Below are 24,210 nucleotides of genomic sequence, written 5' to 3'. Positions count from 1 at the left end.
ATGAAGACACGTATCACCGAGCTTTTCGGAATTCAATATCCTATCGTGCAGGGAGGGATGCATTACGTTGGCCTCGCAGAACTTGCCTCTGCGGTTTCCAACGCCGGTGGCTTGGGCATTATCACCGCCCTGACACAAAAGACGCCTGAGCTGCTTGCAAAGGAAATTGCACGGTGCAGGGATATGACCGATCGACCGTTTGGTGTGAACCTCACGTTCCTTCCGACGTTCTCGGCTCCTCCGTACCCTGAATACATCGATGCGATCAAACAGGGTGGCGTGCGCATCGTCGAAACGGCCGGCCGCAATCCTGAGCCCTACATGGCCAGCCTCAAAGACGCGGGCATCAAGGTGTTTCACAAGTGCACGTCGATACGGCACGCCCTCAAGGCGCAGCAGATAGGATGTGATGCGGTCACTGTGGATGGCTTCGAATGCGGGGGCCATCCTGGCGAGGACGATATTCCGAATATGATTTTGCTGCCACGTGCTGCAGAAGAGTTAGCGATTCCCACGATTGCTTCAGGGGGGATGGCTAACGGGCGCAGTCTGGTGGCTGCACTTGCGCTGGGCTCTGAAGGCATCAGCATGGGCACCCGGTTTGTTGCTACGCAAGAAGCACCGGTTCATGAGAATGTAAAAAGGGCAATTGTCAACGCAACCGAGCTGGACACGCGACTGATCATGCGTGGCCTGAGAAATACTGAGCGCGTGCTCAACAACGCAGGTGTGGAACGTCTTCTGGAGATCGAGCGCGAGAAGGGCAATGATCTTCGTATCGATGACATCATCGACCAGGTGGCCGGTGTTTATCCAAAAGTCATGCGCGATGGCTTGCTGGATTCCGGCGCGTGGAGCTGCGGCATGGTTGCTGGATTGATTCACGATGTTCCCACCGTGAAGGCGCTCATCGACGATATTATCGGCGAGGCCAGGACACTGATCGGGGCAAGACTCCGATCGATGCTCGGTGCCACGAACGGACAGGGCTAGCAGCAAAACGCAGCACTCATTGCTGCAGGCTGCCGCTCGACCCTGTCGAGGCTGCAATCGTTCCGTTTCCGGATAACCCACAATCTCGCTGGTATTTTGCCTGCAGCCGCTGTTGCGCGGATTGCAGGTCGTACGGGTAGTCGTTGGCGTCGCCGCTTGCCGGGCTATAGCCGACCGACTCGAGTTCACGGAGTTCGTTTTGCAGTTGCTGGTGGCTCGGTGGCTGCGCCGATCGAACGAACGGGTAATCGCGGCATTGCGCGGCTGTCAGCTTCGACGATGCAAATGCGGGACACGCGACGACGGATAGAAGGGCCAGGATTGCGGTGCGTTGCAGGGTCTTCACGATGGCGACACTCCAGATTTTCGATGCTCTCGAGGTTACGCCGTCGCACTGCATGAAACCGAATCATGCTCATGAAGCTTTTTTTATCCGGTTCGCTCACTGAAAGAACGTCTCGCCGTCTGGCATGGCTGGACTCGCTCAGCATCAGCTGAGCGAGTTAACTGATAAGGATCACTACGCTTGAGCGTCAGGCGCCCTGGCCGCCCGTGCGTCGCCGGCCGCCGGCCGTCTTCGGGGTCATCTCCGTCACACCTGCCGGCTGCGACGTGTCCGGCCGACGCATCGTCGACTCCCGGACCACGAGCCGTGGCTCCAGCATCGCGTATTCGTCGTCGTGGCTGCCGTTGAGCGCCGCGATGAGCTTGGTCATCGCGAGCTCGCCCATCTTCTCACTCTGGAGATCCACCGTGGTCAGCGCGGGCGACGCGTATTCGGCGTACGACACGTTGTCGAAGCCGACGACCGACAAATCTTGCGGCAGCCGAAAGCCGAGTTCGCGCGCTTCCTTCATGAAGCCGAGTGCGATCAGGTCGTTGTAGCAGATGACGGCATCAGGCTGCGAAGAGCCGAGCAGGATCGCCGAGCACGCGCGCTCGCCGGCTATGGCCGAAGGCGCTTCGGCGTCGTGGACGTCCAGTTGCAGCCCGGCTTTCTGAAGGCAGTCGGCGATGCCGCGCCTGCGTTCGTCGTTCCAGCGCGACTTGGCGAAGCCGAGATACGCGATGCGCCGGTGGCCGAGATTCAGGAGATGGCGGGCGAGCATGGAGGCGGCGAGATGGCCGTCGGTGCCGACACTCGCGATCGGAAACTGCTGACTACGCCCAAACAGCACAACTGGCTTGCTCAGCTCGAGCAGCCACTGCACCGCGTCGTCCGGCATTCGCGAGCTGATGATCATCCCGTCGACGCGCTGCGCGAGCGCTTCGATCAGCGGCCGCTCGCGTTCCTGGCTTTCCTCGGTATCGACGAGCAGCAGCGTGTAGTCGTGCTGCAGCGCGACCCGGTTCGCGCCCTTGACGATGTTCGTGAAGTGCGGATTGCGGATGTCGAGGATCGCGAGGCCGATCGTGCGCGTCTTGCCGGTGATCATCGAGCGGGCGAGGGGGTTCGACCGGTAGCCGAGCGCGTCGATCGCCGCCTTCAGCTTCGCTTCGACCGATCCGGAAAAGCGCTGCGTGCCGTTGATGTACTTCGACACGGTGGAGACGGCGACACCCGCGGCGGCGGCGACATCGCGGATGGTGGGCTGGGTTTTCGGCATCGATGAGGAGGGTAGCGTTTTCCTTCGGTTTTCGATGATATAGGGAACAGGGTGGTGCGTAAACCGGGGAGCGAATTGACCGCGAGCGATACGGGGAAGCGCCGGAGGCGGCGCTGAGCGGCCTTCGACCGCCCGAGCCATCAGAATCGCGGCTTCTTTCTTTCCCAGTCCGGTTTGAATTTGCGCATCTGCGCGGCATCGTCTCGTCCGCTCAATCCGCACCGTAAATACTGCTGGTGCATCTCGGCAAGGGCCTTGGGGTCGAGATCGACACCCATCCCGGGCAGATTCTGGACCGCGACGCTGCCATCGCGGATCGGCACGCGCCCACCCTGCAGAAGGTCTTCCGTGAACCACGGATAATGCGTGTCGCAGGCATAAGTCAGGTTCGGTATGGCCGCCGCGACATGCGTCATCGTCATGAGGCTGATACCAAGATGGCAGTTCGAATGCATCGATAGTTCGATATCAAACATCTCGCACATGCTTGCCAGTTGCTGTGTCGCTCTGAGCCCGCCCCAGTAATGGTGGTCCCCGAGAATGACTTGAACGCCGTTGACCGCGAGGTTCCTGCGGAATTCGTCGAAGTCCGTGACGACCATGTTGGTCGCCATGGGAAGTCCTGTCGCGAGGTGCAGGTCCGCCATCCCGCCAAGGCCGGGTGTCGGATCCTCGTAGTACTCGAGATCGCCGTCGAGCAGCTCCGCCATGCGGCGAGCGGTGTCCTGCGACCAGGCGGCGTTCGTGTCGAGGCGTATCGGATGAGCCGGGAACCGCTTCCTCAGTGCCTTGATACAGGCAACGTCTTCCTGCGGTGTGAGAACGCCCGCCTTGACCTTGATGCTGCGGAATCCGTAGAGATCGATCATCCGTTGGGCTTCGGCCACTAGCTGATCAACAGTCAGAACTTCTCCCCATGGATCGTATTCGGCGTATTCCGGATCGACATGGCGCACGTACTGCGCGCTGTACTTGAAGAACAGGTAGGCGGAAAAGGGCACCTGCTGGCGTACCGCTCCTCCCAGCAACTCGCACAACGGAATCCCCAGGCAGCGTGCCTGCAGGTCGAGAAACGCGGCTTCGAACGCGCCGAAAATCTTCGCGTCGGTCGGGTTTCCGTTCCACGAGCCCGGCATGAAGCGGAATGCCTCGGCACCGGAGGGCGGAGTGCCGGACTGCGTGATGCGCCTCAATGCGTTGACGTCGAACGGACTCAATCCCACCAGACTTTCCCGGACCGAATTCAGGCGGTCGAGCACCATCCGGTCGGCAAAGGTCTCGCCAAGACCGACGAGGCCGTTGTCCGCCTCGACCTCGATGATCGAGCGGACGGTATAAGGACTGTGCAACCCGCCGCTGTTCAGCAGTGGCGGGTTGCAAACCGCCACCGGCGTGACGCGCACCCGAGCGATTTTCATTGGATTTTTCCTTGTCAAAGAACCTGATTGCGCCGTGTCGCCTCAGGCGAGCGTCGCGTTCGACATGATTTCGAGCGCGCGCACGAGGCCCGAGTGATCCCACATCTTGCCGCCGTGCGCCGCGCAGACGCTGAACAGTTGCTGTGCGCTCGCGGTGTGAGGCAGCGCGAGGCCGAGCTTGCGCGCGCCGTCGAGCGCGAGATTCAGGTCCTTCTGATGCAGTTCGATGCGAAAGCCCGGGTCGAACGTGCGTTTCGTCATCCGCTCGCCATGCACTTCGAGGATCCGCGATGCCGCAAAGCCGCCCATCAGCGCGCGGCGCACGCGCTCCGGATCTGCGCCCGAGCGCGACGCGAACAGCAGCGCTTCCGCGACCGCCTCGATATTCAACGCGACGATGATCTGGTTGGCGACCTTGCAGGTCTGGCCCGCGCCGTTGTCGCCGACGAGTGTGATGTTCTTGCCCATCAGCTCGAACAGCGGCTTCGCGCGCTCGAACGCGCTTTCCGGGCCGCCGACCATGATCGTCAGCGTTGCCTCGCGCGCACCGACTTCACCGCCGGACACTGGTGCGTCCAGGTAGTCGCAACCGAGCTTGTTGATGTCCTTCGCGAATGCCTGCGTGTCGAGCGGCGAGATCGAGCTCATGTCGATCACGAGCTTGCCGGCGGTGAGGCCCTTCGCGACGCCGTCGTCGGCGAACAGCACGTTGCGGACGTCCGGTGTGTCCGGGACCATCGAGATGATCACGTCGGCGGCGCGCGCGACCGCGGCCGAGTTCTCGACGACGGTCGCGCTCGCGCGCAGATCGTCGGGAACCGTATACGCGCCATTCACGAAAAGCGCGTGCCCGCCTTTGATGAGGTTGCGCGCCATGTGCGCGCCCATGATGCCGAGGCCGATGAAACCGATGTTAGCCATGTTGGGCTGCTCCTTTGAGTGGGTGGGCTGGGAGTGTCAGAGGTGTCGCGCGCCGCGGACAATGTGGGGGGCGTGGAAGGAAATCGTTTTCCAAAATAATAGTTCAAAGGCATCGCGAAGTAAATTCATTCCATCTGGCTCGTCACACCGGATCCGTCCTCTCGCGACAGCTGCGCGAACATCGGGCAAGTCAGCATGACAATGACCACTGTTGCGACAAAACCCAGGGCGATATCGCGTTGATCCGGGTGCGGACTACCTCGGAGCATTGACACGATCTGCACGGTTGCCGCGACCGATGCCACGCCGAACGCCTTCATGAACTTCTGCGAGGTTCCCTGGAACGAAGTCGCAGCCGACATCTTCGACTCGGGTACATCGGCAAAGGCAATGGCGCCCGTGGTCGCGAAATTGAGCGACCGCGACACACCGCCCATCAGCAGCAGAAAGAAGATGCCCACGCGCGACCAGTCCTTTGACATGAGCGCACACAGGCTGAGCACCACCGCGAACGAACAGCTTGCCGTTGTCAGCACACTGCGCACCGGATAGCGCCTGAGTGCGAATGCCGCCATCGGCCGCATGCAGAATGATCCAATCGAGCTTGCAAACGTCATCATGCTGCTGCTCAGGACGCTGTATCGGAACGCGACTTGCAGCATGAGCGGAACGAGAAACAACATCGCATCCGACGCCGCGATAAAGCATCCCCCCGCGATCGAGGCGACCTTGAAGGTGGGAATATCCAGAAGGGAAAAATCCACCGCAGGATGTGGCGTGCGCCTGCAATGCCGCCAGGCGAGCCAGCACAGAACCGCACCAAGCGACAGCACGAGAATGGGCATGACCGGATGCGTCGCACCCCGGTCAACCGAATCGAATCCGATCATGGATATCGCCAGCGCAGCAGCGACCAGCACGCTGCCTGTCAAGTCGAGTCGTTTCGACGGCGTGCATTGCGTCTCCGGAAGAAAACGCCATGCGCAAACGAGGCCGAGGATTCCAATAGGTAGATTGATCCAGAACGTCCAGCGCCACGACCACTCACTGGTCAGGAAGCCACCCAATGGTGGCCCGAGGATGGGGCCGAGCAGGGCGGGCATCGTCAACCATGTCGACGCGGCCAGCATGTCCTCGCGATCGATACCGCGAAACAGGATCAGTCGCCCGACCGGAACCATCATCGCGCCTCCCGCCCCCTGGAGAATCCGGAACGAGATCAGTTCAGGCAAGCCACGGATCAATGCACAGCCCGCAGAGGCCAGCGTGAACGTGATGATCGCCAATAGGAAGACGCGTTTTGCACCGAATCGATCTGCAACCCATCCGCTTATCGGCGTGAATACGGTCAGCGCAACGAGATACGCGATGATCACGCTGCTTAGATGGAGTGCACTGATGCCGAGATCTCGCGCGATCGACGGGATGGCGATCGTGACGATCGTCCCGTCGATGTTCTGCATGAACAACGCGACCGATATGACGAGCGCGGATATCCGGAAGTCGTTTTCGGGCGGATTCATCGGCCGGCTATAGCGAGAAAAACTCAGCCGCGTTGCGGTAGCAAATCTTGCGGATCATCTCCCCAACCAGGCCGAAGTCCTGCGGAACCTCGCCATTTTCCATCCAGCTCCCCACCATATCGCAGAGCAGGCGCCGGAAGTATTCATGACGCGAGTACGAGAGCAGGCTGCGCGAATCGGTGATCATGCCGACGAACGTACCAAGAATGCCCAACTGCGAGAGCTGGGTCAGTTGGCGACGCATGCCATCGAGCTGATCGTTGAACCACCAGGCGGCCCCAAACTGGATCTTGCCTCGCGTGTTGCCGCCCTGAAAACAGGCGCATAACGTCGCGATAACCTCGTTCTGGCTCGGATTGATGGTATGGATAACTAACCTTGGCAGACCGCTGTTCGAGTTCATCGCGTCGAGGAGACCGGCGAGGCCTTCAGATATAGGGCGATCGCGAATCGCATCGAACCCGGTATTCGGCCCGAGCTGGTTCAGCATGGCCGTGTTGTTGTTGAGTTGCGCACCAATGTGCAACTGCATCGCCCAGCCCCGCTCGGCATATTGCCCCGCCAGCCACACCTGGATGGCAGTCGCATACTGCGCGATTTCCTCTTCGCTCAGGCGTTGGCCGGACAGACGCTTCTGGACAATCTGATCGATTACCGATTCGGAAGCGAGCGGTGCATAGCGCAACACCGGGATACCGTGATCGGCAGCAATGCAACCATGCGCACAGAAGTGATCCAGTCGCCTGAGAAGCGCCGCCTTCAGAGACTGGAAATCGTCTATCGCGGTCTCGCTGGCATGTGCCAGCTTGTCGATATACGCAGCGAAGCCGTCGACCTCGATCTTGACGAGGTTGTCGGCCCGCCAGTTTGGACGCACCGCGATATCGCCCATCGACGGATCGCGCGCAATTTGCGCATGAAACTCGAGCGTATCGGTCGGGTCGTCAGTCGAGCCAACGAGGCGGACATTGAACTTGCGCAGCAACCCGCGCGCGCTCATCCCGGGCTGACGCAATTGGCGGCTGGTTTCATTCCAGATCCGCTCCGCGGTCCTGCCACTGATCGGATCGTCGATGCCGAATCCGGCGCGCAACTCGAGATGCGACCAGTGATAAAGCGGGTTGCCCAGGCAGCTCGGCAGGTCGTTGGCCCAGACATCGAATTTCTCGCGATCGCTTGCGTCACCCGTGATGTACCGCTCGTCATTGCCCAGTGCCCGCATCGCACGCCATTTGTAATGGTCGCCCTTGAGCCAGATTTCGGTGATGTTGTTGAAGCGGCGATCGTCAGCGATATCCTTGACGCTCAGGTGGCAATGATAGTCAAAGATGGGTTCCGGCCTGGCATACTCGTGGTACAGCTTGCGCGCGCAGTCGCTGGACAAGAGGAAGTTGTCGCCCATGAATGGGTTCATCAGTCAGTCTCCCGGTTTTAGCGCAGCCGGCTCACTGGCCGGCTGGCGCATGGGGGTTCAAGGTCGTGTCAGGACGATTGCGATTGCAGCTCTTTGCCTGGCACGGCCACCGGATTCGCGCTGCGACACATCAGTGCGCCCAGCACAAGAATCGCAAGTGCGCAGCACAGGAACAGCAGGCGCCCCCACAGCGGATTCGGAATGGCCAGCATCGCGAACAGCCCTGCGCCCATCATCAGCGTGATCCGGCCGAGCTTGTGGCGCTGCAGGCGATCGAATTCCGACTGCGACGCGTCACTCACGACTTCCCTCGCGAAATCGTGGTAGAAGCTGTCCAGCTGCTCGCGGCGCGTTTGCTCCGGCTCCCGGTAGAACAGCATGGTCAGACAGAAGAATCCGCCGGTCAGGAATACATGCGCGGCAATCGCCAGAACCGTATTCGCAGCGGACAACTCACTGGCGCTCAGTGCAATGTGGAAATAGCCGGCGATCTCATGAGCCGTCACCACATTGCTGACGAAATACGACACCACCAGGCCGAATACCACCGTGGCCCAGGACGCCCAGTCCGGCACCTTGCGGATCAACGCACCGAGAAACAGCGGCACCAGAATCGGCACCTGTGCGAGCGTGCTGACGCGCATCATCAGATCGAACAGGCTCATCTGGTTGAGTTGCGAATAAAACTGCGCGGTGAGAATGATCAGCAGACCATTGGTCGCGTTGACGATCTTGCCCGCGACCAGTGCCTCACGATCGCTGACCTGTTTGCCGCGACGGATAACCGGCTGATAGAAACTCCGCACGAAAATGCCGGCATTGTGATTGAGCGCACCATCGGCAGCGGCCATCGTCGCGGAAAAGAGGCCCGCCATGAGCAGGCCTACCGTACCCAGCGGCATCGCGCGCTCGGCGAACACCAGATAGACCGCGTCGCTGGCCTTTTTCCCGAGTTGTGCCGAGTGGGCAATACCCGCGTCAGGAAAGAGGATCGCCGAGGCCCACGGCGGGATCATCCATATCATTGCCCCCGCGAGCATCAGCAGGAATGCGAACAGGGCGCCTTTCTTGGCATCGAACGAATCTTTTGCGCCGAGAAAGCGATACGAGTCTTTCATGTTGTTGATGGTCAGTATCTGCTTGACGACCAGAAACAGAAACAGGCCCGTGAGCAACATGGGGGATTGCGTGTCCGGACCATAAAAGAAGTTCCCCGGAAACCTGTGGACGATTTCGCCGACCCCGCCGACCTTGAACAGCGCAACGGCCGCGCAGGCGATGGACATGACGGCGACCACCATCGACTGGACAAAGTCGGATGCCGCCACGCCCCACGCGCCCCCGATCATCGAGAAGGACAGGACGGCCAGGCCTGTGATCCACAGTGTCGTGCCCAGCTTGATGCCCATCACGGCACTGAAAAAGACCGACAAGCTATTGAGCCACACGCCGCCCTGAATGATCGACAACGGAATGATGGCCCATGTGAAGAACAGCTCCGACGATTCGCCGAAACGACGGCGTACGGCTTCGGTCGGGGTATCGACGCGCATCTGACGAAACTTCTTCGCGAAAAACGCCCAGGCGAGCAGGAACGCAAGCACGTTGCCGATGAACACATAAACGGCGGGGAAGCCGTTTCTGAAAGCCTCACCGGCCGCACCGGTGAAGGTCCATGCGGAGAACTGGATCATGAAGGCCGAGCTTCCGACCATCCACCAGAGCATGCGTCCACCACCGCGGAAGTAGTCGGTGCTGGATTTGGACGCCATGCGCCTGAAAGAAAAGTTGATTATCCCGATCAAAACAAAATAACCCACCACTACGGCTGTATTGAAGTTCACTTGATTTGTCTCCGTGCCCGCGGGCCGGAGCGACAAGCGTCCGCCTACGGAATAATCTATCAGGAAGGCCGTCGACGCCGGCCGCTTCCTTGAGTGATCGACGCGCGCGCCCGGATCGGCTGGGCAATGCGGTGCGGAAAATCCACTATCGCGTACGCGCTTCAAGCAGAGGCGCCTACCACCACGCGTGTTGTCGCGCTGCGTTCAGCGCTTCTTCGAGCGTCGGCAGTTGCGGGTGCCAATGGCGTTCCCATTCGAGGCTCAACACGCCGTCGTACCCGTCCGCGCACAGCGCCGACATGAGCTCGCGCATCGGGAACTGGCCATCGCCTGGGAGAACGTAGCGATATCCGGCCGGAGCCTCGCGGTCGCCGACGCTGTCCTTTACGTGAATGTGGCGCACCCGTTCGCGGATCCGCCACCAGGTATCGATGGGGTGGGTTCCACCCTTGCGCCATGTGTGGTGGGCATCCCACAGGATCTGGCAATCGGGAAGGGCTTCAATGAGACGCAGCAGCGGTGCCTCATTGGCGCAGGCGTCGTGCGTCTCGATCGCGAGATCGACCTGCCAGCCCTCGCCGTCGCGCCGTTCGCGCCACCAGTCCAGCGTCGCACGCGCCTGCGCGATCTCTTCCCGGTCGCCGGTGGTCCCGCCGTCGAACACGCGTAGCGTCGACGCGCCGCAAGCCTCGGCCCAGGGGACGTACTGCAGCAGGGCGTTGCGGCTTTCCCCGGTGTTGCCGACGAGGCGCAATGAAGTGCCGAGGCTCACGACGCGCAAGGGTGACGATGCCATGAACCGGGCAAGCCGGTCGGGACTGCCATAGCTCGCGGCGAGGTAGCGGGGCAGGTCCACGGTCCCGCCCAGCGTGCGCAATTCGGCACACGGGATGCTGTGGCGCGCGGCAAGCGCCACCAGCTCGTGTAGCTCGTTGTGGCCGCATCCGAGCGACGAGAATGCCCGTTTGCCCTTGAAGGGCACTGCCGGTTCGCGACCGGTCAAATCCGTTTCTGCCATGAAGGGTTTCCCAAGACATTGAGGCGCGCGCGCCGGCGCGCGTGGCGACGTGCAGCTGCGCGCGTGCGTACCGCATGGCCTTCTCGAATTGCTGAGGAGGCCGGGATACTAAAACGTGTGTTGAATCCCAACCGCGAACACAAGCTGCTTGGGCCCGTTGGACGGCGTGCCATTCTGGCCGTCGCCGACAGATGCCACGGCATTTTCGATCATGGGTGTTGCAGGCACGGCCGAGCTTGACGGCGGCGCATACAAGGTTTTCCCGGTCGCCAGCTGATAGGCCTGCACGGCATAGAATCTCGTGCGCTTCGAGAGGGAGTAGAGCTCGCCGATAGAAAACTGCTTATAGGTGGCGGAATCCTTGATGCCGTTTGCCTCGCTCGCATGCGTGTAGGCGAAGCCGGCGCCCAGCACCCAGAAGTCTGTCTGGTAGGCCGCGAACGCTGCTGCGGTATTGAATACCTCTTCGTCCTTGAACAATGACTGGCCACCCGGCAGGAACGCGACATTCGACGCACTCACGCCAAGAATCAGTTTGTTGAGGTTGTAGCGAGCCGAGCCGCCAAACATCCGGACGCTATTTGCGCTGAGATATCCGCCGTTGATTGCACTGGTCGAATAATTGCCGAGCGTCGGGCTGTTTGAAATATTTACGCCGCTATTTTTCAGCTCATTGAAACCGATCGCGCCTTGAAAGGGGCCGTGGGTGTACATCAAGGCGGCGCTGAACACGCTGCCCGAAGTGACGTTGCCGGCGATACCCCCCAGCGCATACATCGCCCTGAGCGAAAGACCCGCCATGTCGGGCGATTCATACATGATGGAGTTGTTGATTCTCAGCCCGGTATCCATGGCGTCGATATCGCCTGGGTGCGCCCCCGTCCAGCCGGTGAGCGGGGTGCCGATTCCGAGGCCGGACAGTGCGCCCACCGTATAGAACCACGGCGTGTATTGACGGCCCAACGTGATGGTGCCGTAGTGGCTATTCTTCAATCCCACGAATGCCTGACGGTTGAACATGTAACCCGAGGCGCCTGCCGCACCGCTCAGGCTATTGAAGCCCGATTCCAGGGTAAAGATCGTGGAATAGCCGCCGCCCAGGTCTTCATTGCCCGTCAAGCCCCACCGGTTGCCATTCTTGACGCCCTGCACCATCTCCAGGTTGGATTTGCCCCCTTGATTGTTGACATAAGCCATGCCGGTATCAAGCAGTCCATAGAGTGTGACGCTTGACTGAGCCATTGCACCCGATGAAATAAGGCCTGCCGTGCATAACAGGCATCCCCTGATTGCCTTGAGCTTCATATAGCTTCTTCCTGAGTAGATTGGAAAAGAATCAATGACGGGTCGTGCTATCGACGAATTCGCCCGGATTGGCTCGTGGTGGCGTCTCACGCGTTAAAGGCATCGTCGATCCGGTGGTCAACTCGATGTCGTACGCATCGCGTGAGCTGGAGCGGGACCCAGTCGCATTGGCGGAAAACGTTTTCCAATGATCGTTTCATCGTTCGCGGCAGTCAATCGTTTTCTTTGCTTTCGTGGTAAGTGAAAACCCGTGCTGGACGCGGAGTTGATGCCAGGCTGGGCACCGTGCACGGAAATGCCCTGACCAGCTGGCGCGCCTGTGGACTCGTCAGCGTGACGCGGTGGCTGGCTTCGGCGTGGTCAATCACGGCGCGCGCCCGCGCCGGCTTCGCAGAACCGCGAGAAGGTATCGCCGGGCTATGCGCTGGGTTGCGGGTCGAGGTGAAAGCCCAGTCCCAGTGGCATGGGGCGTTCGGACTCGTTCACCGCGACGAGGGTGCTTGGGCGGAGCGAAGGGATAGCGGTTTCCAATGATAGTGAATGCAGGAGACCTGGCTAACGTTGTTTTCTAGTCGATTGGCCGGAATCGGCCAAATTTTGCGGGTATCCCCTGGAGGAAACAGGAAGGAAAACGTTTGACTTTGACGCGCGAAATGCCTAAAGTTTGCGATGAAAAACGTTTTCCAATCGGTGTGGCTTCAGCGCGAACTTAACTGGCACAACGATGCAGACTCAATTCAATTTCGGCAACAAGGTCGTGGTGGTGACGGGCGCAAGCGGCGCGATTGGCATGGAGATCGCCCGAGCCTTTCATCGTGCCGGCGCCCATGTGATTGCAACGGGCCGGCGCGCTGACGCGCTGGAGGCGTTGGCGGCGGAACTGGGCGAGCGGTGCGAGACCGTCGCAGGCGACCTCGCCGATGCCGTGCACCGGCAGGACATCGTCCGCTGTGCAGAGCAGTGCGGCGGGCTCGACATCCTCGTCAACAACGCTGGGCTGACCCAGACGAAGACGCCTACGCTCGAAACGAGCCTGGACGACTTCGACCGGATTCTCGACGTCAACCTGCGCGCGACCTGGGCGCTAAGCCTCGACGCGATCCGGGGCTGGGTGGCGCGCGAGCACAAGGGCGTGATCGTGAACGTGTCGTCGCCCGGCGCCCAGCGTGCGCATCGCAACAATGCCCTTTACGACGTGAGCAAGGGCGGCATCGATGCGCTGACCCGCTGCCTTGCGACCGATTTCGGACATTACGGGATCCGCGTGAACGCGATCGCTCCTGCACAGATTCCGCACTCGCATACGAGGGCGGTCGATCCGGCTGCGGCGCGCGGCTTGCCTCTACCGCGGCACGGTACACCCGATGAAGCCGCGGGTCCGGTGCTGTTCCTCGCCTCGGACTGCGCATCGTTCATCACAGGACACGTATTGCCCGTCGACGGCGGTCTGCTTGCGCAACTGCGCACCGCAGCCTGAGGCCGACGGCGACCCGCGAGGCCTTCGGCGTCCGCCACAATTTTTTGATCCTGCAAGGGAGCCAGTTATGCAGCCCAACCTGTTCAAGAGACGGTTGATTGCCCGTAGTCAGCAGCTCGGTATCTGGAGCATGCTCGCATCGGGGAACGTCGTGGAAGTGCTGACCCAGTCGGACTACGACTGGATCATGATCGACACGGAGCATGCAGCCAACGAAGTGCCGATGGTGCAGGAGCAGTTGCGCAGCGCCGCGCAATCGCTCATGAGCGCCGTCGTGCGGCCCAGCACGAACGATCCGGTCCAGATCAAGCGGCTGCTCGACATTGGCGCCCAGACGCTGCTGGTGCCGATGGTCAATACACCGGACGAAGCACAGCGGGCGGCCTCGGCGATGCGCTATCCGCCGGCGGGCATACGCGGCGTGTCGGCGGCGACGCGCGCCAACCGATATGGCCGCGACTCGGACTATCTGCACGGCGCCAATGACGAGGTCTGCCTGCTCGTGCAACTGGAAACCGCGCAGGCGCTGGCCAATCTGGAGGCGATCGCGGCCGTGGACGGCTTGTTCATCGGGCCGTCCGATCTTGCCGCCGCGCTCGGTCATCTCGGCGACTTTCGGCATCCCGATGTGCAGGCGGCGATTGTCGACGCACTCGGCCGGGCCCATCGCTGCGGCAAACCGATCGGCATCCTGATGACCGATCCGCTGTTGTCGGCGGCGTACCTGCGCGACGGCTTCGACTACGTCGCGCTGGCCACCGACATCGGCATCCTGCGCAGCGGCAGCGAGTCTGCGCTGAAGCAGGGCCGTTCCGACTCTTCCCACTCCCGCAAAGAATCAGCATGAGCGATATGAACAGCAAGCCCGCTTCATCCGTGCGGCCGTTTCGACGGTTGCTGCTGACCGGGGCGGCAGGCAATCTCGGGCGTCAGTTGCGCGGCGCGCTGGCCGCATGGGCCGACGTCGTGCGCGTGAGCGATATCGCGCCGCTCGGCGAACTGGCGCCTCACGAAGAAGCCGTCGTGGCCGATCTGGCGGACCGCGCCGCGGTGCACGCGTTGCTCGAAGGCGTGGATGCCGTCATCCACCTGGGCGGCATTTCGGTGGAGGCGCCGTTCGACGCGCTGCTCGAGAGCAACATCCGCGGTCTCTATAACCTCTACTCGGCCGCGCAGCATCACGGCGTGCGGCGCGTGATCTACGCCAGCTCCAATCACGCGGTGGGGTTCCATCCGGTGACCTCGGTGCTGGACGTGGAGGCGCCGCTGCGCCCCGACTGCCTGTACGGCGTGACGAAATGCTTCGGCGAGGCGCTGTCGCGCTACTACTTCGACCGCTTCGGGCTGGAGACGGTGTGCCTGCGCATCGGCTCGTCGTTCGAGGCGCCGAGGAATGCGCGCATGCTCGTGACGTATCTGAGCTACCGCGATTTCATCGAACTGGTGCGCTGCGCGCTGTTCACGAACCGGGTGGGGCACGCGATCGTGTACGGCGTGTCGGATAACCGGATCAAATGGGTGGACAACACCAAGGCGGCGTTCCTGGGCTTCCGGCCGCAGGACAGTTCGCTGGAGTTCGAGCCGCAGTTCCCGCCCGGTGCGCCGGACCCCGACTTCGACGACCCGACGCAGCGCTACCAGGGCGGACCGTTCGTGCTGGCGGGCCCGATGGAGCCCCGGTCGTGAGCGGTGTCGCGAGCGCACGCGCTGAGCGCGTTGCGGCGGCGGGCGGCGAGTGTCCCGTGTGGCGGGCCGCGCAAGGCGCGCTGCACTGGGTCGATATCCCGAATTCGCAGGTGCGCTATGACGCCGCGCGAGTCTGAAAAGCGGAGGCCGCGTCGCCGCTTCCTGGGGGCGCTCGCCGCGTTGTGTGCCTGCGGCGCGTTCGCACCGTTTGACCGTGCGCGCGCGCAGAGCGCGCAAGCGACCTTCGTGCTCTCGTCGCCGGCACGCGCCGCCCAGATTCGCCGCCGCGTGCCGGCGCCGCTGGCTGCGGCGCTCAGGGCGCAAGCCGATGCCAGCATGGCGCGCGTGCCGCATCCGCGCGCCGTCGTGCATACCCAGGGCCTGCTGCCGCACGAGCAGGACCGCGACGCGAGCGTGCAGGCGCAGGAGGACTGGCGCCAGACCCTGCTGCAGGGGCTCGCATGGTGCGTGACGGGCGAAGACGCGTACGCGGCGAAGGCCGAAACGTATATCGAGGCATGGATACCCCATTACGTTTCGTCTTCGAATCCGATCGACGAGGCGGATCTCGTCGATCTGCTATTCGGCTTCGACTTCGTGCGCTCGCGGCTGCCCGCTGCGACGATCGAGAAGGCACGCGCGCTTGGCTGCCAGATGGCGCGGGGCTACCTGGGCGAGCGGCGCGTGGGCGACCCGAGCACCGGCTTGAACAACTGGCAGAGCCACCGCGTCAAGCTCGCGACGGCCGGCGCGTTCCTCGCTGGAGATGCCGCGCTGATTTCGGCCGCGCGCGAAGCCTTTTTCGCCCACGTGGCGCGCAACGTCGACGCAGGCGGCCTGACCTATGACTTTGGCCAGCGCGATGCGATCCACTATGTCGTGTACGACCTCGAACCGCTGATGCTGGCGGCGTCGATCGCGGCGGCGCACGGGCAGGACTGGTATGGGGCGCCGCAGATTCAGGGGCGCCTTGCCGCCGCGCTGGGCTGGCTGGCACCCTATGCGAAAGGCGAGCGGGCGCACGAGGAGTTCGTGCACAGCACGGTGCGCTTCGACGCCCGGCGGGCGGCTGCGCACGTCGAGGGGTATTCGGGATGGTGGCAACGCGAGGAGGCGTCCGGCTTGTACGGGATTGCCGCTCGTCTCGATCCGCACTTCGCGCCCGTTGCCGCCGCACTCGATCCGCAACCCGTGGTTCGCGCGCTCTTTGTCTGAGGCGGCATGAGATCGAAGCGATAACTACGCGAAAAAGCAGACACACAAGGAGACAAGGAAATGATCAAGGTAAGAGGGCTGCGCTGGTGGATGATCGGCCTGCTGACGCTCGGCACGATCACCAACTACCTCGCGCGGAGTTCGTTGAGCGTGGCCGCCCCGACCGTGCTGCAACACCTGCACATTTCCACGCATGAGTACGGCTGGATTACGGGGGCATTCCTCGTGATGTACCCCATTGGCGCCCCTCTCACGGGCTACCTGATGGACCGCATCGGCCTGCGGATGGGTTTTCTGCTGTGCGGGGTCGCATGGTCGTTCATCTGCATGGCCCACGGCTTCGTGCAGGGCTGGGTTGGCCTGTTCGTGCTGCGCGGCCTGCTGGGCCTCGTGGAGGCGTCCTTCATTCCCGGCGGCATGCGGGCGGCGGCCTACTGGTTTCCGCCCCACGAGCGCGGCACGGCCGCCGGGGTCTTCAATCTCGGCACCTCGACGGGCGCGATCCTCGCGCCGCCGCTGATCGCCTGGTCGATCCTGCACTACAGCTGGCAGACGGCGTTCATGATCGTGGGCTGCATCGGACTCGTGTGGGCCCTCCTGTGGCTCGCGCTCTACCGCCATCCCAACCGCCACAAGGCGCTGTCGCAGGCCGAGGCCGCGTATATCGGCGTCACTCGAGAACCGGGCCGGAGCATGGCCGACGGACCGGCGCCGAAGGTGCTCGAGATACTCCGGCAGCGCAACTTCTGGGGCATCGCGCTGCCGCGTTCCTTCGCCGACCCGGTGTGGAGCACGCTCGTCTACTGGATGCCGCTCTACCTCTACCAGGCGCGCGGCTTCGACCTGAAGGCGATTGCGCTAACGGCATGGCTGCCCTTCGTCGCCGCCGATCTGGGGTGCATGGTCGGCGGTCCGCTTTCGGCATGGCTCAAGCGCCGCTTCGACATTCCCATTGTCAACGGCAAGCGCATGGTCTTCACGATGGCTGCCGTCCTGATGATCGGCATGACTGGGGTCGGGCTCGTGAGCAATCCGGCGATGGCGGTCGCCCTGCTGTGCCTCGGCGGCTTCGCGCACCAGACGCTGTCGATTACGGTGATCTCGATGTCGGCCGACCTGTTTCCCCGCCGCGAAGTCGGCACCGTCACGGGGCTCGCTTCGCTAGTGGCCGGGATCGGCAATTTCTGCTTCACGATGACCATGGGCTGGTTCGTGAGCCGGATCGGCTACACGCCGTTCTTTGTGGCGCTCGGGCTGGGCGATCTGATTGGCGCGACCCTCTTGTGGACACTCGTCAGGCCATCGAACACCGCTGCGTCCGGGGCCGCTTGCGAGGAAGCGCGGGCCTGAGGCACGGACCGAAAAGCCGCTGAGCGATCAGTGAAATAAAGAGGATAACGAATCAAGGAGGTGCCATGCCGCATATCGTGTTCGAGGCAACGAAGGCCATGGCGAATGCAGTCGATTTTCCCGCTTTGCTGCGGACGATCCACGACCGCTTTCACGAACGGGGCTACGCGCCGGTTGCGGCGATCAGGAGTCGCGTCGTGGTGCTGGACGCGGCCTTGTCCGGAATGGACGCGGACGAACAGTTCGTGATCGCGGCGATGAGGACCACCGTAGCTCGCCAGCCTGAGATGGAGGAGGCGATGGCGCAGGCTATTCATGACGCGCTTTGCGCGGCGATTGCCGAAAGCGGATACGCCGGCCCCTGGCAGTGCGGCGTGTTCCGCGAGTATGTACCGGTCGAGCGGTATATCAAATCGAGCGGAGGCAGGCCACAGGACTTGCCGGCGTAGCACAGGCGGACGGACATCATGCCTTGCGGGAATCACTGCCCCGCCTCCAGTCGCAGTCATGATCCGGAGGGCTCAGTGGATCGAGGTAACGCGCCGCTTGAATCAGGTATTCGCGTCACCTACGCTTGACTTGCGCTGCCGCACCGGCCTTCTTTTCAGTCGGTTGTTCCTCAAGCGGCTTTCTGTGGCCCTTTCATGTCGAGAAACGATCATGCCTGAGTTCATCCTGATGACACGCCTTTCGCCTGAGGCGCTCCGGTCCCCCGTGAACGCAGAGGCCCATGAGGAACGTGCGCTCGAGCGGATCGCGCGCGCGTGCCCCGGCGTCGAGTGGAAGCACAGCTACGCAATGCTCGGACAATACGATTTCCTCGATATATTTTCGGCTCCCGACCTGCAGACAGCCATGCGGGTGTCAGCCTTGATGCGAACCTTGGGGCGGGCCCACTCCGAGGTCTGGCCAGCGATCCCGCGAAAGGACTTCCACACGATCATTGCGGCGATGAGCTGACGGTGCGCAAGCCGGAGGCGGGGCCCGGCGCGGTGCCGGGCGATTGCGTACTTGAAACGTGAGCGCGGGCGGCGCGCCCGCTCGCCCGGCGTGACTGGCTCGAACTGCGCGTGCGGCTAGCTTCGCCCAGGGCGAACATCGCCTGCAGCACCGGATGCACGTCGTCGCGCCAGCGCTCGCCCGTGAACAGGCCGTAATGATCGCAGCCGGCCACGTCGAGGCGCTGCCGTGCGTCCGGCGCGATGCCGCTGCACATCTCCTGAGCCGCATGCGTCTGCCCGGCGCCGGTGACGGCATCGTGCGTGCCCTCCACGGTCAGCAGCACGGTATCGCGCAGCGCAGCCGGCTCGACGAGCGTGCCGCTGCCGCCTGCACCGCTCAATGCCCCTACGCGCCATGTGCCGTGCGCGAGCAGGGCGCGCTGGAACACGATATCCACGGTGTCGAGGAAGTACTCGCCGGGCATGTCGAGCAGCGCGGTGTACTCGAGCAACGCGCGGCGCGCAGCGGCGAGCGCGTTGGCGTCGCCGCGCGAGCTCGCTTGCGCGTAGCGCTCGATCAGCGACACGTAGCGATGCGGGTAGACGATCGCGATCTCGGCCTGCTGCAGCCAGGTTGGAAACACCCGCCGGCCATGCCCCGCAAAACCGGGCGGCACGGTGTCGATCAGATGGCGGCGGCACCAGTCGAGCGAATGCGTTGCGGCGGCGAGACCGAGCGTGCTCGGATTGATGCGTGCATCGAGCGGGCCGCCGATCAGCGTGACGCTCGCGGGCGGCGCGAGAGCGCGCTGCGCGCGCAGCGCGAGCACCCCGAGCGCGGGAAGCGTGGACTGGCAAACGGCCACGATGTGCAGCGGCCGGTCGTCCTGCGTGATCGAGTCGATGAAGCCGTCGAGCATCGTCACATATTCGTCGAGGCCAAAGCGCCCCGCGTCGAGCGGCACGTCGCGCGCGTTGATCCAGTCTGTGAGATAGACGTCGCCGTCGGCGAGCAGCGCCTCGACCGTCTCGCGCATCATCACGGCCGCATGGCCGGCAAGCGGCGTGCACAGCGACACAGCGCGCGTGGTGTTGGGGCGGGAGAAGCGGCGCAGGTCGCAGAACGGCGTATGCGCGACCACGCGTTCCTCGACTTTGCAGCGGCGCCCATCGAGCGCGATGGCTTCAAGCGCGAACGGCGGCTGCTCGGCCTCGAGGCCGAGCAGCGGCTCGTACAGGTCGGCGTAGCAGGACGCCGCGGCGCAGGCCAGCGTTGACGCGGGCCACGCCGCGCAAGCATGGCCTGCGTACTGCGCCGCCGCGCGCCATGCGCGCAGCCATTGACGCTGTTGTTCGACCAGGGCGTACCACATCATGAACCTCGTGGGACAGGTGCGGCGTTGGCTGCCCGCGCCACCGGTGAAAGGCGCGTGCGCGCAAGCATCGTGCGCGCACGCACCGGTCGCGGCCTCGCGAGCGGGCGCGTTCCACACGTCCGCCTTTTCGAAGCACCCCCGGCGCCTGATTCACGCCGTCGCGCAAATTGCTGCGCTCGGCCACGCTGTGCGCGCCGCAATGGGTTCAGACTAGCACGCCGTAATGCCTGGCCATACCGCAGGCGGCGCCGGTCGGCACGATTGCGAACATCGGCGTGCATGGCGCGAGCGCGTCGATCTTTCTCGACGAGCTCTGGCATCGCAACATGGCGATCACGACAAATGTGATGCGAACCCGTTCAAACCGCTTCGATCGCGAGGGCAGTCGCTTCGCCGCCGCCGATACAGAGGCTCGCCATGCCGCGCTTGAGCCCGCGAGCGTGCAATGCGTGTATCAGCGTCACGATGATGCGCGCGCCCGATGCGCCGATCGGGTGGCCGAGCGCGCATGCGCCGCCATTCACGTTGACCTTCTCGTGCGGCAGGTCGAGCTCGCGCATGGCCGCCATCGCGACCACCGCGAACGCTTCGTTGATCTCGAAGAGGTCGACGTCGCGCAGGGCCCAGCCGGTTTTCTCAGCGAGCTTGCGCATCGCGCCGATCGGGGCGGTGGGAAAGAGGCTCGGCTTGTCGGCATGGGTCGCGTGCCCGACGATCACGGCCATCGGCTTCAGGCCGCGCCGCTCGGCCTCCGAGCGGCGCATCAGCACGAGCGCTGCCGCACCGTCCGAAATCGACGACGAATTCGCCGCCGTCACCGTTCCGCCCTCGCGGAACGCCGGCTTGAGCGTCGCGATCTTGTCGAGCCTGGCCTTGCCGGGCTGTTCGTCGATGGCGACCAGCGTTTCGGTTTTGCCCGCGCGCACGGTGACAGGCGCGATCTCCTCCTTGAAGCCACCGCTCGCAATCGCGTGTTGCGCGCGCGTGAGCGAAGCGATCGCGAACGCGTCCTGGGACTCGCGCGTGAACTGGAATGCCTGCGCGCAGTCCTCGGCGAAGGTGCCCATCAGCCGGCCTTTGTCGTAGGCATCCTCGAGCCCGTCGAGGAACATGTGGTCGAGCACCTGGCCGTGGCCCATCCGCATGCCGCCGCGCGCCTTGGGCAGCAGATACGGGGCCTGCGTCATGCTCTCCATGCCGCCCGCGACCATCACGCTCCCCGCGCCCGCGAACAGCAGATCGTGCGCCAGCATCGCGGCCTTCATGCCCGAGCCGCACATCTTGTTGATCGTCGTGGCGCCCGTCGAGAACGGCAGCCCCGCCTTCAGCGCGGCCTGCCGCGCCGGCGCCTGCCCCTGGCCCGCCGGCAGCACGCAGCCGAAGAGGATCTCGTCGATCTGCTCCGCCGCCACGCCGGCGCGCTCGAGCGCGGCGCGAATCGCCACGGCGCCCAGCTCGCTCGCGCTCGCTGCGGCCAGGTCGCCCTGAAAGCCGCCCATCGGCGTACGCGCCGCCCCAACGATGACTATCGGATCGTATGTCGTCATGGTTCCTGTTCCTCCTGTTTTCGCAGTGTTCGCGGGTTTTCCGTGCGCCGGTGCGCTCAACGCGGCGCCATGCGCAGCGCGCCATCGAGGCGAATCACTTCGCCGTTCAACATCGTGTTCTCGGCGATATGACGCACCAGCGCCGCGAATTCCTCGGGCCGCCCGAGACGCGACGGAAACGGCACGCTCTTGCCGAGCGAATCCTGCACGTCCTGCGGCATGGCCGACATCATCGGCGTCGCGAAGATGCCCGGCGCGATGGTCACGACGCGGATGCCGAAGCGCGCAAGCTCGCGCGCCACCGGCAGCGTCAACCCGACCACGCCGCTCTTCGAAGCCGCGTAGGCGGCCTGGCCGATCTGTCCATCGAATGCCGCGACCGACGCGGTGTTGATGATCACGCCGCGCTCGCCCTCGGCATCGGCGTCCTGCTTCTGCATGGCTTCGGCCGCGAGGCGGATCATGTTGAAGGTGCCGATCAGGTTGATCGAGACCGCGCGCGCGAAGCTCGCGAGGCGATGCGGGCCTTCGCGGCCGATCACTTTCTCGCCGGGCGCGACGCCCGCGCAGTTGACGAGGCCGTCGATGCGCCCGAACGCGTCGAGTGCAGCGGCGATGCCCGCCTGACCGTCGGTTTCGCTGGTGACGTCGGCGGCCTGGAAGCGGGCCGAGGCGCCCAGCTCGCGCGCGAGCGCGGCGCCCGCTTCGGCGTTGACGTCGAGCAGCACGGCCTTGCCCTGCTGCGCCACGACCATGCGCGCCACGGCGGCGCCGAGGCCCGAACCGGCGCCGGTGATGACAAAGACTCGATTGGTGATGTTCATTCGTTGTATCCGTTTAAGTATTCGACGTAAGCGACGCCTTTTCGGCTTCCATCTTGCGCAGCATGAAGCGCTGGATCTTGCCGCTCGGCGTCTTCGGCAATGCCTCGACGAATTCGATCGCGCGAGGATAGGCGTGCGCGGAGAGCCGCCGCTTGACGTGCTGGCACAGCTCGTCGGCCAGCGCGGGACTGGCTTCGTCGGCCCGCGACAGCACCACGAAAGCCTTGACGATCTCGGTGCGCTCGGGATCGGGCACGCCCACGACCGCCGCCTCGCACACGGCCGGATGCTCGATCAGCGCGCTTTCCACGTCGAATGGGCCGATGCGGTAGCCCGATGACGTGATGACGTCGTCCGCGCGGCCGATGAAGCTGATGCTGCCGTCGGGCTCCAGTTCGACGTTGTCGCCCGTGCGGTAATAGCCGCCCGCGATGGCCGGCGTGTCCTGACGCCAGTAGCCCGTGAACCAGAGCAGCGGCGAGCGGGCGATGTCGATCGCGAGCTGGCCGGGTTGGTTCGGGGCGAGCTCCTGGCTCGCGTCGTCGAGCACCGCAACGCGGTAGCCGGGCAGGGCGAAGCCCGCGGAACCGGGCTGGACCGGATGCGCGAGGCCGTGATGGTTGTTCACCACCATGCCGAGCTCGGTCTGACCGTACTGGTCGCGGATCGGCGCGGCGAGCGCGGCGTCGAACCAGCGCACGACCTCGGGATTCAGCGGCTCGCCCGCGCTGCTAACGACACGCAGCTTGCCCTTGATGCGCGCGGCGGCGTCGCTGCCGGCCGCCATCAGCAGCCGGTACGCGGTGGGCGAGCCGGCGAGGCTCGTGACGCCGAAGCGCTCGATCAGGTCGTAGGTGCTTTCGACGCTGAAGCTGCCTTCGTAGAGTGTGGTGGCGTGGCCGAGCAGCAGCGGCCCGGTGATCGCGTAGTAGAGCCCATAGGCCCAGCCCGGATCGGCGATGTTCCAGAAGCGGTCTTCGGGGCGCAGATCCACGGCGTCGCGCATGTAGGCGCCGAACGCCAGCAAGGCCCGCAGCGGCACCGGCACGCCCTTGGGCAGCCCCGTCGTGCCCGACGTGGACATCATCATGAACAGGTCCGTGCCCCGGCGCATGACCGGCTCGAACGCCTCGGGCTGCGTGTCGAGCGCGGCGTGCCAGTCGATGTCGCCATCGGCCAGCGGCTGGCCGGGCTCGCGCACCGTGGCGACCGGCGGGCAGCCGGCGACTTCGTCGAGCTTGCCGCGGTTCGCGCTGTTGGTGACGACGAGCTTCGCCTCGCTCATGCGCAGCCGATGCTCGATCGCCTTGGGTCCGAAGGCGGTGAACAGCGGTTGATAGACCGCTCCCGCGCGCCACGTGCCGAGTATCGTCGCGACGAGCTCGGGCGTGCGCGGCAGCAGGCCGGCCACCACGTCGCCGGGCTTCACGCCTTGCGCGACCAGCAGATGGGCGACGCGCGCCGAAAGCGCGCGCATCTGCGCGAAGCTGTAGCGGTGGTGCTGGCCGTTGACGTCGAACCAGTCGAGCGCCGTAGCGTCGCCGGCTGCATGGCGGTCGCAGCATTCGATGCACGCGTTCAGGCCGCGCTCGAGATCGCCGTGCAAGTGGGCGGCTTCCGTTTCGATGCGGAACCGCGCTACGGCCTCTTCGTAAGCCGGTATCGACCGGGTGATGGCTCCGGCTGGCATGGCTGTCTCCTCGTTGGCATGTCCGCCTGCATGCGAATGGGCGCGGCGGATTTGTCCTCGA

At 63.9% G+C, this 24,210-nt stretch carries 22 protein-coding genes; 9 read left to right on the top strand and 13 right to left on the bottom strand.

Features of this window, described 5'->3' with window-relative positions; translation table 11 throughout:
* On the top strand, positions 1–993 hold the full coding sequence (locus E1956_RS40415) for an NAD(P)H-dependent flavin oxidoreductase (protein ID WP_134758890.1): 993 nt from the start codon (positions 1–3) through the stop codon (positions 991–993).
* Positions 994–1,009: 16 nt separating this feature from the next.
* Here E1956_RS40415 and E1956_RS40410 read toward each other — a convergent pair whose 3' ends face one another.
* The 9 genes from E1956_RS40410 to E1956_RS40370 all read right to left on the bottom strand — a co-directional run bounded on the left by E1956_RS40410 (position 1,010) and on the right by E1956_RS40370 (position 12,043).
* Positions 1,010–1,339 (bottom strand): DUF4148 domain-containing protein, encoded by a 330-nt coding sequence (locus E1956_RS40410; protein WP_232072248.1) that lies wholly within the window; start codon positions 1,337–1,339, stop codon positions 1,010–1,012.
* 187 nt (positions 1,340–1,526) lie between these two features.
* Positions 1,527–2,600, bottom strand: coding sequence for a LacI family DNA-binding transcriptional regulator (locus tag E1956_RS40405; RefSeq protein ID WP_134758888.1), 1,074 nt, complete (start codon positions 2,598–2,600; stop codon positions 1,527–1,529).
* A gap of 140 nt (positions 2,601–2,740) precedes the next feature.
* The gene (locus E1956_RS40400; protein WP_134758887.1) at positions 2,741–4,018 is read right to left on the bottom strand and encodes an enolase C-terminal domain-like protein; all 1,278 of its coding nucleotides are present in this window, start codon (positions 4,016–4,018) and stop codon (positions 2,741–2,743) included.
* A 42-nt stretch (positions 4,019–4,060) separates the two neighbouring features.
* Positions 4,061–4,939, bottom strand: a complete 879-nt coding sequence (locus E1956_RS40395; protein WP_134758886.1) for a 2-hydroxy-3-oxopropionate reductase — start codon at positions 4,937–4,939, stop codon at positions 4,061–4,063.
* Between the two features lie 125 nt (positions 4,940–5,064).
* Positions 5,065–6,462 (bottom strand): MFS transporter, encoded by a 1,398-nt coding sequence (locus tag E1956_RS40390; protein WP_134758885.1) that lies wholly within the window; start codon positions 6,460–6,462, stop codon positions 5,065–5,067.
* Positions 6,463–6,469: 7 nt separating this feature from the next.
* Positions 6,470–7,876, bottom strand: a complete 1,407-nt coding sequence (gene uxaC / locus E1956_RS40385; protein WP_134758884.1) for a glucuronate isomerase — start codon at positions 7,874–7,876, stop codon at positions 6,470–6,472.
* Positions 7,877–7,944: 68 nt separating this feature from the next.
* Positions 7,945–9,720 (bottom strand): sodium:solute symporter family transporter, encoded by a 1,776-nt coding sequence (locus E1956_RS40380; protein ID WP_134758883.1) that lies wholly within the window; start codon positions 9,718–9,720, stop codon positions 7,945–7,947.
* A gap of 175 nt (positions 9,721–9,895) precedes the next feature.
* On the bottom strand, positions 9,896–10,738 hold the full coding sequence (locus E1956_RS40375) for a sugar phosphate isomerase/epimerase family protein (protein WP_134758882.1): 843 nt from the start codon (positions 10,736–10,738) through the stop codon (positions 9,896–9,898).
* 108 nt (positions 10,739–10,846) lie between these two features.
* Entirely contained in the window at positions 10,847–12,043 is a 1,197-nt protein-coding gene (locus E1956_RS40370) for a porin (RefSeq protein ID WP_134758881.1), read from the bottom strand.
* 724 nt (positions 12,044–12,767) lie between these two features.
* Here E1956_RS40370 and E1956_RS40365 point away from each other — a divergent pair.
* The 8 genes from E1956_RS40365 to E1956_RS40330 all read left to right on the top strand — a co-directional run bounded on the left by E1956_RS40365 (position 12,768) and on the right by E1956_RS40330 (position 18,731).
* A complete protein-coding gene (locus E1956_RS40365) occupies positions 12,768–13,520 on the top strand; it encodes an SDR family NAD(P)-dependent oxidoreductase (protein WP_134758880.1) in 753 nt (250 codons plus the stop codon).
* 67 nt (positions 13,521–13,587) lie between these two features.
* On the top strand, positions 13,588–14,367 hold the full coding sequence (locus tag E1956_RS40360; protein ID WP_134758879.1) for an HpcH/HpaI aldolase family protein: 780 nt from the start codon (positions 13,588–13,590) through the stop codon (positions 14,365–14,367).
* A 5-nt stretch (positions 14,368–14,372) separates the two neighbouring features.
* Positions 14,373–15,206: an NAD-dependent epimerase/dehydratase family protein gene (locus E1956_RS40355; protein WP_418789370.1), complete on the top strand. Its 834-nt coding sequence runs from the start codon at positions 14,373–14,375 to the stop codon at positions 15,204–15,206.
* Entirely contained in the window at positions 15,203–15,343 is a 141-nt protein-coding gene (locus tag E1956_RS40350) for a hypothetical protein (RefSeq protein ID WP_197732994.1), read from the top strand. Before E1956_RS40355 ends, E1956_RS40350 begins: the two co-directional genes overlap by 4 nt.
* On the top strand, positions 15,324–16,421 hold the full coding sequence (locus E1956_RS40345) for an alginate lyase family protein (RefSeq protein ID WP_134758877.1): 1,098 nt from the start codon (positions 15,324–15,326) through the stop codon (positions 16,419–16,421). Before E1956_RS40350 ends, E1956_RS40345 begins: the two co-directional genes overlap by 20 nt.
* A gap of 60 nt (positions 16,422–16,481) precedes the next feature.
* Entirely contained in the window at positions 16,482–17,771 is a 1,290-nt protein-coding gene (locus tag E1956_RS40340) for an MFS transporter (protein ID WP_134758876.1), read from the top strand.
* A 65-nt stretch (positions 17,772–17,836) separates the two neighbouring features.
* Positions 17,837–18,220 (top strand): tautomerase family protein, encoded by a 384-nt coding sequence (locus tag E1956_RS40335; RefSeq protein ID WP_134758875.1) that lies wholly within the window; start codon positions 17,837–17,839, stop codon positions 18,218–18,220.
* Positions 18,221–18,431: 211 nt separating this feature from the next.
* Positions 18,432–18,731 carry a GYD domain-containing protein gene (locus E1956_RS40330; RefSeq protein ID WP_134758874.1) on the top strand — a complete coding sequence of 100 codons (300 nt, stop codon included), beginning with the start codon at positions 18,432–18,434 and terminating at the stop codon, positions 18,729–18,731.
* Here E1956_RS40330 and phaZ read toward each other — a convergent pair.
* From phaZ to E1956_RS40310, 4 genes are all read right to left on the bottom strand, one after another.
* Entirely contained in the window at positions 18,712–20,085 is a 1,374-nt protein-coding gene (phaZ, locus tag E1956_RS40325) for a polyhydroxyalkanoate depolymerase (RefSeq protein WP_134759716.1), read from the bottom strand. The genes E1956_RS40330 and phaZ overlap by 20 nt on opposite strands.
* A gap of 362 nt (positions 20,086–20,447) precedes the next feature.
* Positions 20,448–21,635, bottom strand: coding sequence for an acetyl-CoA C-acyltransferase (locus E1956_RS40320; RefSeq protein WP_134758873.1), 1,188 nt, complete (start codon positions 21,633–21,635; stop codon positions 20,448–20,450).
* A gap of 56 nt (positions 21,636–21,691) precedes the next feature.
* On the bottom strand, positions 21,692–22,459 hold the full coding sequence (locus tag E1956_RS40315) for a 3-hydroxyacyl-CoA dehydrogenase (RefSeq protein ID WP_134758872.1): 768 nt from the start codon (positions 22,457–22,459) through the stop codon (positions 21,692–21,694).
* Between the two features lie 13 nt (positions 22,460–22,472).
* Positions 22,473–24,149 carry an acyl-CoA synthetase gene (locus E1956_RS40310; protein ID WP_134758871.1) on the bottom strand — a complete coding sequence of 559 codons (1,677 nt, stop codon included), beginning with the start codon at positions 24,147–24,149 and terminating at the stop codon, positions 22,473–22,475.
* Positions 24,150–24,210 lie beyond the last annotated feature (61 nt).

Source organism: Paraburkholderia pallida, from assembly GCF_004524855.1.
GTDB classification, from domain to species: domain Bacteria; phylum Pseudomonadota; class Gammaproteobacteria; order Burkholderiales; family Burkholderiaceae; genus Paraburkholderia; species Paraburkholderia oxyphila.
This window is presented reverse-complemented; position numbering and strand designations above follow the sequence as displayed.